Source organism: Kitasatospora sp. NPDC088391 (genome assembly GCF_044753345.1).
Taxonomy (GTDB): domain Bacteria; phylum Actinomycetota; class Actinomycetes; order Streptomycetales; family Streptomycetaceae; genus Kitasatospora.
Window position 1 is genome coordinate 24,025 of the sequence record NZ_JBIVNB010000007.1, and the last position, 13,455, is coordinate 37,479.

Annotated in this window: 11 protein-coding genes; 9 read left to right on the forward strand and 2 right to left on the reverse strand. The window is 73.5% G+C overall.

What is annotated here, in order from left to right; genetic code table 11:
* Window positions 1-4 precede the first annotated feature (4 nt).
* Window positions 5-1,519 (forward strand): N,N-dimethylformamidase beta subunit family domain-containing protein, encoded by a 1,515-nt coding sequence (locus ACIQBJ_RS21390; protein ID WP_400712651.1) that lies wholly within the window; start codon window positions 5-7, stop codon window positions 1,517-1,519.
* A 236-nt stretch (window positions 1,520-1,755) separates the two neighbouring features.
* Here the strand turns inward: ACIQBJ_RS21390 and ACIQBJ_RS21395 are convergent, their stop codons facing one another.
* Complete coding sequence (locus ACIQBJ_RS21395) at window positions 1,756-3,456, reverse strand: penicillin-binding transpeptidase domain-containing protein (protein ID WP_400712654.1); 1,701 nt, start codon at window positions 3,454-3,456, stop codon at window positions 1,756-1,758.
* 149 nt (window positions 3,457-3,605) lie between these two features.
* Window positions 3,606-5,405 carry a dolichyl-phosphate-mannose--protein mannosyltransferase gene (locus ACIQBJ_RS21400; protein WP_400713578.1) on the reverse strand — a complete coding sequence of 600 codons (1,800 nt, stop codon included), beginning with the start codon at window positions 5,403-5,405 and terminating at the stop codon, window positions 3,606-3,608.
* Between the two features lie 136 nt (window positions 5,406-5,541).
* Between ACIQBJ_RS21400 and rsmI the strand changes: the two genes are divergently transcribed.
* The 8 genes from rsmI (at window position 5,542) to ACIQBJ_RS21440 (ending at window position 13,452) form a co-directional block, all read left to right on the forward strand.
* A complete protein-coding gene (rsmI, locus tag ACIQBJ_RS21405; RefSeq protein WP_400712657.1) occupies window positions 5,542-6,387 on the forward strand; it encodes a 16S rRNA (cytidine(1402)-2'-O)-methyltransferase in 846 nt (281 codons plus the stop codon).
* A gap of 220 nt (window positions 6,388-6,607) precedes the next feature.
* Entirely contained in the window at window positions 6,608-7,018 is a 411-nt protein-coding gene (locus ACIQBJ_RS21410; protein ID WP_400712660.1) for a hypothetical protein, read from the forward strand.
* Window positions 7,019-7,163: 145 nt separating this feature from the next.
* Entirely contained in the window at window positions 7,164-8,045 is an 882-nt protein-coding gene (locus ACIQBJ_RS21415; protein ID WP_400712663.1) for a TatD family hydrolase, read from the forward strand.
* A 54-nt stretch (window positions 8,046-8,099) separates the two neighbouring features.
* Window positions 8,100-8,675, forward strand: a complete 576-nt coding sequence (locus ACIQBJ_RS21420) for a Uma2 family endonuclease (RefSeq protein WP_400712666.1) — start codon at window positions 8,100-8,102, stop codon at window positions 8,673-8,675.
* A gap of 16 nt (window positions 8,676-8,691) precedes the next feature.
* On the forward strand, window positions 8,692-9,573 hold the full coding sequence (gene rsmA, locus ACIQBJ_RS21425) for a 16S rRNA (adenine(1518)-N(6)/adenine(1519)-N(6))-dimethyltransferase RsmA (protein WP_400712669.1): 882 nt from the start codon (window positions 8,692-8,694) through the stop codon (window positions 9,571-9,573).
* Window positions 9,573-10,499, forward strand: a complete 927-nt coding sequence (locus tag ACIQBJ_RS21430; RefSeq protein WP_400712672.1) for a 4-(cytidine 5'-diphospho)-2-C-methyl-D-erythritol kinase — start codon at window positions 9,573-9,575, stop codon at window positions 10,497-10,499. Before rsmA ends, ACIQBJ_RS21430 begins: the two co-directional genes overlap by 1 nt.
* 79 nt (window positions 10,500-10,578) lie before the next feature.
* Window positions 10,579-11,565: an aldo/keto reductase gene (locus ACIQBJ_RS21435; RefSeq protein WP_400712675.1), complete on the forward strand. Its 987-nt coding sequence runs from the start codon at window positions 10,579-10,581 to the stop codon at window positions 11,563-11,565.
* A gap of 72 nt (window positions 11,566-11,637) precedes the next feature.
* The gene (locus ACIQBJ_RS21440) at window positions 11,638-13,452 is read left to right on the forward strand and encodes an ABC-F family ATP-binding cassette domain-containing protein (protein WP_400712678.1); all 1,815 of its coding nucleotides are present in this window, start codon (window positions 11,638-11,640) and stop codon (window positions 13,450-13,452) included.
* Window positions 13,453-13,455 lie beyond the last annotated feature (3 nt).

A 13,455-nucleotide genomic window follows, 5' to 3' on the forward strand; every position in this document is an offset into this window, starting at 1 on the left:
GGGAGTGACATTGGGCGCCACCGGACGACGCCGCTTCCTCGGACTGGCCGCGGGCGCGGCCGCCGGCCTCACCGCCTGCGGACCGGGCGGCCACCCCGCCCACCCCGCCCACCCCGGCGGCACCGGCACCCCCGGCCCCGCGCCCGCCTCCGGACCCGCCTCCGCGCAGGCCGCCGTCGCCGAGAACTCCCGCCCCGGCGACGCCGACTGGCGGATCGTCGACGCCGGACCGGCCCGGGCGATCGAGGGCTGGGCCGACCGGGTCAGCGCCCTGCCCGGCGAACCCGTCGGCCTGCACGTCTCCACCACCGCCCCCGGCTTCACCGTCACCGCCTACCGGATGGGCTGGTACGGCGGCGCCCGCGCCCGCAAGGTCTGGAAGTCCGGCCCGCTCCCCGGCACCGCCCAGGCCCCGTTCACCGTCGAGAGGACGACCCGCACCGTCAGCACCGCCTGGCCCCGCAGCACCACCCTCGACACCACCGGCTGGCCCGAGGGGTGCTACCTGCTCCGCCTCGACGCCGACGGCGGCGCCGGCCAGCGCTACGTCCCGCTGACGATCCGCTCCCGCGGCACCGCCGGCACCACCGTCCTCGTCAACGCCGTCGCCACCTGGCAGGCCTACAACGAGTGGGGCGGCTACAACCTCTACAACGGCCCCACCGGCGGCCTCCCCACCCGCTCGCTCGCCGTCACCTTCGACCGCCCCTACCAGTACGACGACGGCGCCGGACTCTTCCTGGTCTACGAGGCCCCGCTGCTCGCCCTCGCCGAGAGACTCGGCATCCCGCTCTCGTACACCACCGGCATCGACCTCGCCGCCGACCCCGCCCTGCTGCACGGCGCCAAGGCCCTCCTCTCGCCCGGCCACGACGAGTACTGGTCCCCCGAACAGCGCGCCCACGTCACCGCCGCCCGCGACGCCGGCACCCACCTCGCCTTCCTCGGCGCCAACTGCTGCTACCGGCGCGTCCGCTACGAGCCCTCACCGACCGGCCCCGACCGCACCGTGGTCTGCTGGAAGGGCGCCTGGAAGGACGACCCCGGCTACCGGGCCGGCCACCCCGCCACCACCGACTTCCGCTCCCCGCCCGCCGCCGACCCCGAATCCTCGCTGCTCGGCGTCCTCTACGACGGCTACCCCGTCGACGCCCCCTACGTGGTCACCAACCCCGGCCACTGGCTGCTCGACGGCACCGGCGCCAAGAACGGCGACAGCTTCCCCCACCTCGTCGGCGTCGAGTACGACCGGGTCGACCCGTCCTTCCCCACCCCCGCCGGCATCGAACTCCTCGCCCACTCCCCGGTCGTCTGCGAAGGCCGCCACTCCTACGCCGACACCGCCCTCTACACCGCCCACAGCGGAGCCCAGGTCTTCGCCACCGGCACCATGCGCTGGGTCGAGTCCCTCGAAGCCACCGGCCCCGCGGGCAACGGCGCCATCCACAACATCGACGGCCGCGCGGGCGACTTCACCCGCCGCGTCACCGAGAACCTGCTCCGCAGGTTCAGCGCCTAGCGCTTTTGGGGAGCGAAGCTCCGTCCCGGGCCCGCGGGGCTTCGCGGGAGCGAAGCTCCAGGGGCCCGGGGAACGGCGGGGCCGAGTGGCTGGTGTCCGACGGGCCGCTGTGCGCCACCCCGTTGCGGGCCGAAGGTCCTCGGCGAAAGCCCCGTCGCGCCCCACTGTGCCCCGGCGATCAGCCCCTCGGCCCCACTGTGCCCCGGGACCCGGGTTCGTTCCTCCCGAATCCCCGGTTACTTGTTGCCGATGTGCAGGAGCTTGGACACCGCCGGCCCCGCCGCCGTCGCGCCGTGGCCGCCGCCCTGGACCTCGGCGGCGACGGCGAGGTTGCCCGAGTAGGCGGTGAACCAGGAGTTGTTGTCGGCGGAGTTGTCGACCTCGGCGGTGCCGGTCTTCGCGCCGGACCCGGCGGGCAGGGCGGGCTTCACCACGGAGGCGGTGCCGATCTGGACGGTCTTGGTCATCAGGGTGCGGAGGTCCTGGGCGACCTGCGGGGAGAGCGCGCGGGCGGCCTTCACCTGGTCCATGCCGGGGACCAGGACGGGCTGCCGGAAGACCCCGGACTGCACGGTCGCGGCGACCGAGGCCATCGCCAGCGGGTTGGTGCGCACCTTGCCCTGGCCGATGAACTCGCTGGCGGCGCCCGCCATGTTGCTCTCGACCGGGATGTCGGTGTCGAAGTTGGACAGGCCGGTCTTCCAGACCAGCCCGAGGCCGAACACGTCCTTGGCGATCGAGGGCAGCGAGTTCGGCTTGAGGACGTCCTTGCCCTTCTCGATGAAGGAGGTGTTGCAGGAGTTCACGAACGCGTCCGTGAGCGTGTAGTCGGGGTGCGCGCCGGGCTCGTCGTTGGTGACGGACCGTCCGGTGACCATGGTGGTCTCGGGGCAGGGCATCGGGGTGGTCGGCGTGATGCCGGCCTCCAGCAGGGCCGCCGAGGTGAGGATCTTCATGGTGGAGCCGGGCGCGGTGCCGCCGGAGAAGGCCCGGTTCTGGCCGGTCGCGGGGGAGAAGGCGTAGGCCAGGATGTTGCCGGTGCTGGGCTCGACGGCGACCAGCGAGGAGGGCTTGCCCTGGGCGGAGATCGCCGACTCGGCGGCGGCCTGCAGGTCCGCGTCCAGGGTGAGCTTCAGGTTGGGGACGGCCTTCGGCTCCTTGATGGTGAAGAGCTTCTCGGGCGTCCCGGTGCCGCCGTCGTTGGTGATCACCACGCCGGTCCCGGCGTCCTCGGGCTTGCCGCCCTGCGGCGCCGCCGACTTGAGCTGGTTGAGCAGGCCGGTCAGCGACGGGTACGCGGCGAGCGGCTTGTTGTTGCGGTCGGTGATGCTGGACGGCGCGGCGTAGACGGGCTTCACCGAGAGGCTCTGGCCGGTCTTCAGCTTGGGGTGCAGCACGCTCGGCGCCCAGTGCACGGCGGCGGTGTTGTCGCTCATCTTGACCACGCCGAGCACGCCGTCGTAGTTCCACGGGAGGCCGGTGTCGGCGAACTCCAGCGAAGCCTTGAAGCTCTCCAGCACCCCGGTCGGCCCGGTCGGCGCACTGGCGCTCGCGGAGGCGCTCGCCGCGCCCGAGGGCGCCGCCGAGGCGGACTTGGCCGCGCCGGGGGAGGGCGCGGTGGTGGGGCCGCCGACCGTCAGGTGGACGGCGCTGGGCTTGACCGAGCCCTGGAAGGCCTGCAGCGCGGCCTGCGCCCGGTCCGGGTCGTCGGTGAGCTTCGCGGCGCCGGCCAGGTCGCCCTTGGCCCAGGCGTCCAGGAACGCCTTGGCGCCGGACGCGGCCAGTTCGGGGCTGGGGGGCTCGGCCAGCACGGTCCGCGGCTTGGCCGCCTCGGCCTTGCCGGAGCCGCCGGAGAGCAGGGCGTACGCGCCGTAGCCGCCGCCGGCGAGCACCACCGCGGCGGTCGCGGCGATGCCGATCTTCGCGCCCTTGTTCACGTGGAGTCCCCCAGGGTGAGTCGTGGCCGTCCGGAATCAGCGGCCACGACACCATAAACGGGCACCATCCGTGCACTCACGACACGCCCCCCTTTGTGACAGTTCCGGTACACGTCGACAGGTGTGGCCGCCGACCGGCCCGGGCCGGGTCAGATCCAGGTGCTGAGCCACATCCGGGCGCGCCAGTCCTGCATCGGGATCGTCTCGCCGGTGAACAGCGGGAAGAAGTACAGGAAGTTCCACATGATCGCGGCGACCAGCAGGCCCGCCCCGGTGGCGCCGGCCAGCCGGCGGTCGGGGGAGGCGTCCGCGGGGCCGAGCATCGCGCCGATCATCATCGTCACGGCCAGCACCAGGAACGGGACGAAGCAGACCGCGTAGAACAGGAAGATGGTGCGCTCCTGGTACATGAACCAGGGCAGGTACCCGGCGGCCAGGCCGCACAGCACCGCGCCGGCCCGCCAGTCGCGGCGCAGCAGCCAGCGGTACAGGCAGTAGAGCACCGCGGCGATGCCGGCCCACCACAGGAACGGGGTGCCGATCGCCAGCACCTCGCGGGCGCACTCGGTGGTGGTGCAGCCGGCCTGGCCGTTCTTCGGGGACTCGTAGAAGAACGAGACCGGGCGGCCGAGGACCAGCCAGTTCCACGGGTTGGACTGGTAGGTGTGCGGGCTGTGCAGGTGGGTGTGGAACTCCCAGACCTCGTGGTGGTAGTGCCACAGGCTGCGCACCCACTCCGGGATCCAGGGGTAGTCGGTGCCGCGCCCGGTCGCCCAGTTGCGGTAGTAGCCGCCCTTGCCGGGCTCGGTGGAGGAGGCGATCCAGCCGGACCAGGACACCAGGTAGGTGACGAGCGCGGAGACGCCGATGGTCAGGGCGGACCAGAAGACGTCCCACAGGGCGCGCACCCCGGCGGGCGGGGCGGGCGCGGCGGCGCCGTTCGGGAGGGTGCGGCGGACGTGGCCGGCCAGGCGGCGGGCCGAGGACTCCCAGACGGCGGTGAGCAGCACGAAGGCGAGGATCGCCGGGCCGCCGCTCCACTTGGTGCCCATCATCAGGCCCAGGCAGACGCCGGCGGCGATCCGGTAGGGGCGCCACCCGAGGACCCACCAGCCCCCGTCCAGGCCCTGCTCGATCCGGCGGGCGACCAGCGCCCGGCTGCGGTCCCGGTCGATCAGCAGCAGGCCGAACGCGGCGAGGAACCAGAACATCACGATCAGGTCGAGGATCGCGGTGCGGCTGAGCACGAAGTGCAGGCCGTCCACCGACAGCAGCAGCCCGGCCACGCAGCCCAGCAGGGTGGAGCGGAACATCCGGCGGGCGATCCGGGCGATCATCAGCACCGACAGGGTGCCGAGCACCGCGACCATGAAGCGCCAGCCGAACGGCGTCATGTGGAACAGCTGCTCGCCCAGGCCGATGATCCACTTGCCGACCGGCGGGTGCACCACGTACGCGGGATCGGTGCGCAGCGGGACGGCCGGGTTGGGCGCGGTGATCAGGCCGTTGGCGTCGTCGGACCAGTTGCTCTCGTAGCCGAGCTGCCAGAGCGCGTACGCGTCCTTGGCGTAGTACGTCTCGTCGAAGATCAGCGCGTGCGGGTTGCCGAGGTTCACGAAGCGCAGCACGCCGGCGAAGACCGCGATCAGCAGCGGGCCGAGCCAGCCGGACCAGCGGCACAGCCAGGACCAGAGCGGCGCGGGAATCCGCACACCCAGCCGGGCCAGCAGCGGGGACGGCTCGACCACCGCGGGGGTCACGCCCGGGCCGTCCGGCATCGGCGGCACCAGCTGCTCGTCCAGCGTCCGGCGGTGCGGTGCGCGGTAGCCAGCGCCGACCAGGGCGCGGGCCCACCGGGAGGCCGGTCCGGGCTCCGCGCGCGGCGCCGGAACGGCGGCCGGGTCGGCCGAATCCAGCACGGTCACGCCGCCCCGCTCGGGGTGGTCCATACCACTCTCCATGTCGCCGTTCACGGCCACATCGTAGGGGCAATGGCGGAAGTCACAAGGGGCACCCACCGGACCGGACCGGGCCGGGGCGCGTCCGTCCTGCCCAGGACCGCTCCGGGTAGGGGAGGATGGTGCCGTGACTGGTGTTCTCGTACTGGCAGGTACCCCCATCGGCGACGTCGAGGACGCGCCGCCCCGACTGCGCGCCGAACTGGCCGGGGCCGACGTGATCGCGGCCGAGGACACCCGGCGGCTGCGCCGGCTGACCCAGGCCCTCGGCGTGGTCCCCACCGGCCGGGTGGTCTCCTACTTCGAGGGCAACGAGGTCGGCCGCACCCCCGAGCTGGTCGCCGCGCTGCTGGACGGCTCCCGGGTGCTGCTGGTCACCGACGCCGGCATGCCCTCGGTGTCCGACCCCGGCTACCGGCTGGTGGACGCCGCGGTGGCCGCCGGGATCAAGGTGACGGCGGTGCCCGGCCCGTCCGCGGTGCTGACGGCGCTGGCGCTGTCCGCGCTGCCGGTCGACCGGTTCACCTTCGAGGGCTTCCTGCCCCGCAAGGCCGGCGACCGCTCCCGGCAGCTCGCCCAGGTCGCCGCCGAGCCGCGCACCATGGTGTTCTTCGAGGCCCCGCACCGGATCGCCGAGACGCTGGCCGCGATGGCCGAGGCGTTCGGCGCCGACCGTCCCGCCGCGGTCTGCCGGGAACTCACCAAGACCTACGAGGAGGTCCGGCGCGGCCCGCTCGGCGAACTCGCCGAGTGGGCGGCCGACGGCGTCCGGGGCGAGATCACCGTGGTGGTGGCCGGCGCCCCGCCCGCCGCCCCCGAGGAGGTCGGCCCGGCCGAGCTGGCCCGGCTGGTCGCCGCCCGGGAGGCCGCCGGGGAGCGCCGCAAGGAGGCCATCGCGGCGGTCGCGGTCGAGCTGGGCCTGCGGAAGTCGATCGTCTTCGACGCCGTGGTGGCCGCCAAGCACGCGCCCTGACCTGCCCGGACACCGTCCCGCTCCGATCTCCCGGCCGACTTGTACGACAATGGCCGGATTCGCGCGTACGTTGGAATGAGCACCCCAGCGGAGGGCCAATTCGGGACCAAGACTTGGCAAGCCGGGCATCGGACGGAGCCTCCCGGGCATTCCCTGGGATGGAAAGACCCGCACCGGACCCCAGGTCCGGCGCCGGGCTCCGAGCGAAGCGAGGTGGCGCATGAGCGACACGATCGACAGCCCCCGGAACGGCGGAGAACCCAGTGGCCTCGGCGTGGCCAGCAGGCCGCGCACCGCCGTGGAGACGGTCCGCGAGGCCTACTCCTTCGCCTGCCTCAACTGCGGCTACGGCTGGGAGCAGGCGTACGACATCGAGCACCACGTCGGCCGCGACGGCCACACCGTGGTGCAGTACAAGGCGAACGGGGTCCGGGTGCCCTCGCCGCTGCGCGAACTGGTCTGCCCGGGCTGCGGCGGCGAGCGCGTCCGGATCATGCGGGCCGGCCGGGTCGCCGACCTGGCCGCCCTGACCGCCCCCGGCCGCCCGGCCGCCGAAACCGAGGGCCCGCCCGAGCCGCCCGGACTGCGGGCCCGCCGCCGCTGGCTCGCCCGGTTCCACCGCACCGGCTGACCCCCGCCCCGGCCGCCCCGGGCCGCCCCGACCGGGGCGGCCCCGCGCCGGACTAGGATTCCCGGGTACGGCGGCCGCCGAGGACGACCACGCAGACCCGGACGGCGGCCGGCCCCCCGACCCCGACAGCGAAGGCAGCCTCCCGATGGCGGGCAAGAAGAACGACGACCGGTCCACCCCGCCGCCGCTCCCCGAGCCGCTCGCGGTCCCCGTCGCCGACTCGCACACCCACCTCGACATGCAGTCCGGCACCCCCGCCGAGGGCCTGACCCGGGCCGCCTCGGTCGGCGTCACCACCGTCGTCCAGGTCGGCTGCGACGTCCCCGGCTCGCAGTGGGCGGCCGCGCTGGCCGCCGAGTTCGAGCAGGTGCACGCCGCCGTCGCCCTGCACCCCAACGAGGCCCCGCGGATCTTCCTCGGCGACCCCGACGGGTGGTCCGGGCAGCGCCGCACCCCCGGCGGCCAGAAGGCCCTGGAGGAGGCCCTCGCCGAGATCGACCGCCTCGCCGCCCTCCCGCACGTCCGCGCCGTCGGCGAGACCGGCCTCGACTACTTCCGCACCGGCCCCGAGGGCGTCGACCTGCAGAAGGAGTCCTTCCGCCGCCACATCGAGATCGCCAAGCGGCACGGCAAGGCCCTGGTCATCCACGACCGCGACGCCCACGAGGACGTCATCGCCGTCCTCCTCGAAGAGGGCGCCCCCGAACGCACCGTCTTCCACTGCTACTCCGGCGACGCCGCGATGGCCCGCACCTGCGCCGAACACGGCTGGTACCTCTCCTTCGCCGGCCCCGTCACCTACAAGGCCAACCACCCCCTGCGCGAAGCCCTCACCGCCACCCCCCTCGACCGCGTCCTGATCGAGACCGACGCCCCCTTCCTCACCCCCCACCCCTACCGCGGCCGCCCCAACGCCCCGTACCTGATCCCGGTCACGCTGCGGGCGATGGCGGCCCACCTGGCCCTTGGCGAGGACGAACTGGCCACGGCGATCGCCGCCAACACCGCCCGCGCCTTCGGCTACTGAGCGCATCCCGGTGACGGGCCCGCTCGTTAGCATGGAGGCAGCGAGGAGGCTGAGATGACCGCCGAACCGATCGACTGGGTGTACCCGCCGGCCAGCGGCTGGACGTTTGACCAGGTCAATGAGCTCGATCTGCCGTTCAAGTGGGAACTGGTGGACGGAGCGATCGTGGTCAAGGGACAGACGCTGTGGTGGCACGACCGAGTGCGTGACCGTCTGCTCGTGCAACTGCTCGCAGCGAGTGGCGAGCCCTACGACGCGAACGTGGAGCGGGCCGTCCTGCTGGACGAGCACAACGTCGTCCTGCCCGACGTCATGGTGTTCGACGAAACCGGCCTGGAGGTCTCCGAGCTGGCGTGCACCCCGGTGGCGTCGGTGGTCCTGGCCGTCGAGGTGGTCTCTCCCGGTTCACGGGTGGCCGACCGGTTCACCAAGCCCGGCCTGTACGCGGAGAAGGGCGTCCCGTCCTACTGGCGCGTCGAGCGCGGTGAGGACGACGTTCCCGTCGTGCACGAGTTCCGGCTCGACCCGGAGCAGGGCGTGTACCTCCCCGTCACCGTGCACGAAGGGTCGCTCCGCACCGAGCTGCCGTTCCCCGTCGAGATCGATCTGAAGCGGCTCGTCAAGCGCTGACCCGTATCCTTGGCGGGTGAGCACCACCGAACCCACCTCCGACGGCCACCTGCTGGGAGCCGCCGACATCCGTGCGCTGGCCGAGGCGTTCGGCGTGAAGCCGACCAAGCAGCGCGGGCAGAACTTCGTCATCGACGGGAACACCGTCCGGCGGATCGTCCGGGCGGCGGGGGTGACGGAACAGGACGCGGTGGTCGAGGTCGGGCCGGGGCTCGGGTCGCTGACGCTGGCGCTGCTGGAGGTGGCGCGGCACGTCACGGCGGTGGAGATCGACCCGGTGCTGGCCCGGCACCTGCCGGACACCGTCAAGGGGCGGATGCCCGCGAAGGCGGACAGCTTCGAGCTGGTGCTCAGCGACGCGATGGAGGTCACCGAGCTGCCCGGCCCGCCGCCGACCGCGCTGGTGGCGAACCTGCCGTACAACGTCGCCGTCCCGGTGCTGCTGCACATGCTGGAGCACTTCCCCAGCATCGAGCGCACCCTGGTGATGGTGCAGAGCGAGGTCGCCGACCGGCTCGCCGCCAAGCCCGGCAACAAGGTCTACGGCGTGCCCTCGGTGAAGGCCAACTGGTACGCGGACGTGAAGCGCGCCGGGGCGATCGGCCGGAACGTGTTCTGGCCCGCGCCCAACGTCGACTCCGGCCTGGTCTCGCTGGTCCGCCGCGACCCGCCGGTCACCACCGCCACCCGCCGCGAGGTCTTCGCGGTCGTCGACGCCGCGTTCGCGCAGCGCCGCAAGACCCTGCGGGCCGCCCTCGCGTCCTGGGCCGGCTCGCCCGCCGCCGCCGAGGAGGCGTTGCGCGGCGCCGGGATCGACCACACGCTGCGCGGCGAGATGCTGACGGTGGAGCAGTTCGCCGCGATCGCCGAGCACAAGCCGAAGCCCCAGGAGCAGTGATGGTCACCGTCCGGGTCCCCGCCAAGGTCAACGTCCAGCTCGGCGTCGGCGGGGTCCGCCCCGACGGCTACCACGACCTCGCCAACGTCTTCTTCGCCGTCGCCCTCGGCGACCAGGTCACCGCCACCCCGGGCCCGGGCGTCACGCTCAGCTGCTCCGGCCCCGACGCGGACGCCGTCCCGCTCGACGACAGCAACCTGGCCGCCCGCGCCGCCCGGCTGCTCGCCGCCCACCACGGCCTCGCCGACCCCGGCGTGCACCTGCACATCGACAAGGCGATCCCGGTGGCCGGCGGCATGGCCGGCGGCAGCGCGGACGGCGCCGCCGCGCTGCTCGCCTGCGACGCGCTGTGGGGCCTGGACACCCCGTTCGCCACCCTCCTCGACCTCGCCGCCGACCTCGGCTCCGACGTCCCGTTCGCCCTGCTCGGCGGCGTCGCGCTGGGCCGCGGCCGCGGCGAGCTGCTGGAGCCGCTGCCGGTCTCCGGCACCTTCCACTGGGTGTTCGCGGTCGCCGACGGCGGGCTCTCCACCCCGGCCGTCTACCGCGAGTGCGACCGTCTGCGGGAAGAAGCCGGCCTCGGGTCGTCCGCCGCCGACATTCCGGACCCCGACGCCGACCCCGCCCTGCTCGCCGCCCTCGCCGACGGCGACCCCGTCGCGCTGGCCGCCGCCCTCGCCAACGACCTGCAGGCCGCCGCCGTCTCGCTCCGCCCGGCCCTCGCCGACACCCTGCACGCGGGCACCGAGGCGGGCGCCCTGGCCGCCCTGGTCTCCGGCTCCGGTCCCACCTGCGCCTTCCTCGCCAAGGACGCCGACGCCGCCGCCCAGCTCGCCGCCGCCCTCCGCGCCTCCGGCACCTGCCGCACCGCCCACGCCACCCACGGCCCGGTCCCGGGCGCGCAGGTGGTCCATACCTCTGCTTGACCTGGAGCGCGCTCCGGGTTCCAGACTCGTGACCGCGGCCCGCACCGAGCGGGCCGCGGAGACGAGGGGAATCCCGGCCATGCGCAAGCGCACCATCGGAACCGATCCGCGCACCCGTCGTGAGGTCAGCGTGCTCAGCCTGGGGGCGATGCTGTTCGGCACGCTCACGGACGAGGCGACCTCGTTCGCGGTGCTGGACCGCTACGTCGAGGCGGGCGGCACGTTCATCGACACCGCCAACAACTACGCGTACTGGCAGGACGGCGGCCAGGGCGGCATCAGCGAAGAGGTGATCGGCCGCTGGCGGGCCAGCCGCGGCATCACCGACGAGGTGGTGATCGCCACCAAGCTGGGCGCCCGCCCGAAGGCCCCCGGCACCGGGTTCGTCGAGAACGGCGAGGGGCTCTCGGCCGAGGTGGTCCGGACCTCCTCGGAGGCCAGCCGGAAGCGGCTCGGCGTCGACAAGCTCGACCTGCTGTACGCGCACATCGAGGACCGGACGGTGCCGCTCGCCGAGACGGTGCACGCCTTCGGCGAGCTGGTGAACGAGGGGACGGTCGGCCTGCTCGGCGTCTCCAACCACTGGTCGTGGCGGGTCGAGCGGGCCCGGAACATCGCGGCGCAGGCCGGGCTCCCGGGGTACGAGGTGCTCCAGTACGGGCACAGCTACCTGCGCCGCCGCGGCGACCTGCCCGGGCTGACCTGCGCGGACGGCGACCAGGCCGCCGTCCAGGGCGACCTGATCACCTACCTCAAGGAGAGCCCCGAGCTGACCCTGGTCGCGTACTCCCCGCTGCTCGGCGGCGGCTACGTCCGCGCCGACAAGCCGCTCGGCCCGTCCTTCGACCACGCCGGCACCCCGGCCCGCCTCGCCGCGCTCGACACCGTGGCGCGCGAGACCGGCGCCACCCGCAACCAGGTCGTGCTGGCCTGGCTGCTCGGCGGCGAACTCCCGGCGATCCCGCTGGTCGGGGCCTCCTCGGTGGCCCAGCTGAACGAGAGCCTGGCCGCACTCGACCTGGAACTCACCGCCGAGCAGCGGGCGTTGCTGGACCAGGCCCGGTGAGGCGGAACCCGGGACGCGCACGGCACTAGGCTGGGCAGTCGTTCCACCCCCCTTCCTCAGGAGTGCAGCTTCGTGGCCGTCAACCTCGCCACCATCGAGTCCGTCACCAAGGTGTACGGCACCAGGGCCCTGCTGGACGGGGTCAGCCTCGGCGTCAGCGAGGGCGACCGGATCGGCGTGGTGGGCCGCAACGGCGACGGCAAGACGACGCTGATCCGGATCCTGGCGGGGCTGGAGGAGCCCGACACCGGGCGGGTCACCCACTCCGGCGGCCTGCAGATGGCGGTGCTCACCCAGCACGACTCGCTGGACCCGGAGGCCACCATCCGGCACGAGGTGATCGCCGACCGGGCCGACCACGAGTGGCTGGGCGACGCCCGGATCCGCGACATCATCCAGGGCCTGTTCGGCGGCCTCGACCTGCCGGGCTTCCCGAACGGCCTGGACACCGTGATCGGCCCGCTCTCCGGCGGCGAGCGCCGCCGGATCGCGCTCGCCAAGCTGCTGCTCGGCGAACCCGACCTGGTCGTGCTGGACGAGCCCACCAACCACCTCGACGTCGAGGGCATCGCCTGGCTCGCCAAGCACCTGCAGAACCGCCGCTCCGCACTGGTCTGCGTCACCCACGACCGGTGGTTCCTCGACCAGGTCTGCACCCGGATGTGGGACGTCCAGCGCGGCGAGGTCCGCGAGTACGAGGGCGGCTACTCGGACTACGTGTTCGCCCGCGCCGAGCGCTCCCGGATCGAGGCCACCGAGGAGCAGAAGCGGCAGAACCTGGCCCGCAAGGAGCTGGCCTGGCTGCGCCGCGGCGCCCCCGCCCGCACCTCCAAGCCGCGCTACCGGATCGAGGCCGCGAACGCGCTGATCGCGGACGTGCCGGAGCCGCGCGACAAGTCCGAGCTGATGAAGTTCGCCAACGCCCGCCTCGGCCGCACCGTCTTCGACCTGGAGGACGTGACCGTCAAGGCCGGCGACAAGCTGCTGATGGAGCACCTCACCTGGCAGCTCGGCCCGGGCGACCGGATCGGCCTGCTCGGCGTCAACGGCGCCGGCAAGACCTCGCTGCTGCGCGCCATGCAGGCCGCGTACGCCACCGAGGGCGACGTGCAGCCGGCCGGCGGCGTGGTCAAGGTCGGCAAGACCGTCCGCCTGGCCTACCTCTCGCAGGAGATCGCCGAACTCGACCCGACCACCCGCGTCCTGCAGGCCGTCGAGCAGGTCCGCGGCCGGGTCGACCTCGGCAAGGGCCGGGAGATGAGCGCCGGGCAGCTGTGCGAGCAGTTCGGCTTCGGCAAGGACAAGCAGTGGACGCCGGTCGGCGACCTGTCCGGCGGCGAGCGCCGCCGGCTCCAGCTGCTCCGGCTGCTGATGGACGAGCCGAACGTGCTGTTCCTCGACGAGCCCACCAACGACCTCGACATCGAGACCCTCAACCAGCTGGAGGACCTGCTCGACGGCTGGCCCGGCTCGATGGTGGTGATCAGCCACGACCGGTTCTTCATCGAGCGCACCACCGACACCTGCTACGCGCTGCTCGGCGACCGCCGGATGCGGATGCTGCCGAACGGCGTCGACGAGTACCTGGAGCGCCGCACCGCGATGGCCGAGGCCGCCGCGGCCGCTGCCGCCGCCCAGGTCCCGGCCGCCGCCGCGGACGCCGCCGGCCTGTCGGCGGGCGACCTGCGGGCCGCCAAGAAGGAGATGCAGAAGCTGGAGCGGCAGATCGCCAAGCTCGACCAGCAGGAGTCCAAGCTGCACACCCAACTCGCCGAGCACGCCGCCGACTTCTCCAAGGTCGCCGAGCTGGACGGGCAGCTGCGCAAGGTGCGCGAGGAGAAGGAGGAGCTGGAGATGGCCTGGCTGGAGCTGGCCGACCAGGTCTGAGCG

Excerpts from the sequence above, each read along its gene's own strand:
- ACIQBJ_RS21400 (WP_400713578.1), bottom strand. The coding sequence starts at position 5,405 with ATGGACCACCCCGAGCGGGGCGGCGTGACCGTGCTGGATTCGGCCGAC.
- ACIQBJ_RS21410 (WP_400712660.1), top strand. The coding sequence starts at position 6,608 with ATGAGCGACACGATCGACAGCCCCCGGAACGGCGGAGAACCCAGTGGC.
- ACIQBJ_RS21415 (WP_400712663.1), top strand. The coding sequence starts at position 7,164 with ATGGCGGGCAAGAAGAACGACGACCGGTCCACCCCGCCGCCGCTCCCC.
- ACIQBJ_RS21420 (WP_400712666.1), top strand. The coding sequence starts at position 8,100 with ATGACCGCCGAACCGATCGACTGGGTGTACCCGCCGGCCAGCGGCTGG.
- ACIQBJ_RS21430 (WP_400712672.1), top strand. The coding sequence starts at position 9,573 with ATGGTCACCGTCCGGGTCCCCGCCAAGGTCAACGTCCAGCTCGGCGTC.
- ACIQBJ_RS21435 (WP_400712675.1), top strand. The coding sequence starts at position 10,579 with ATGCGCAAGCGCACCATCGGAACCGATCCGCGCACCCGTCGTGAGGTC.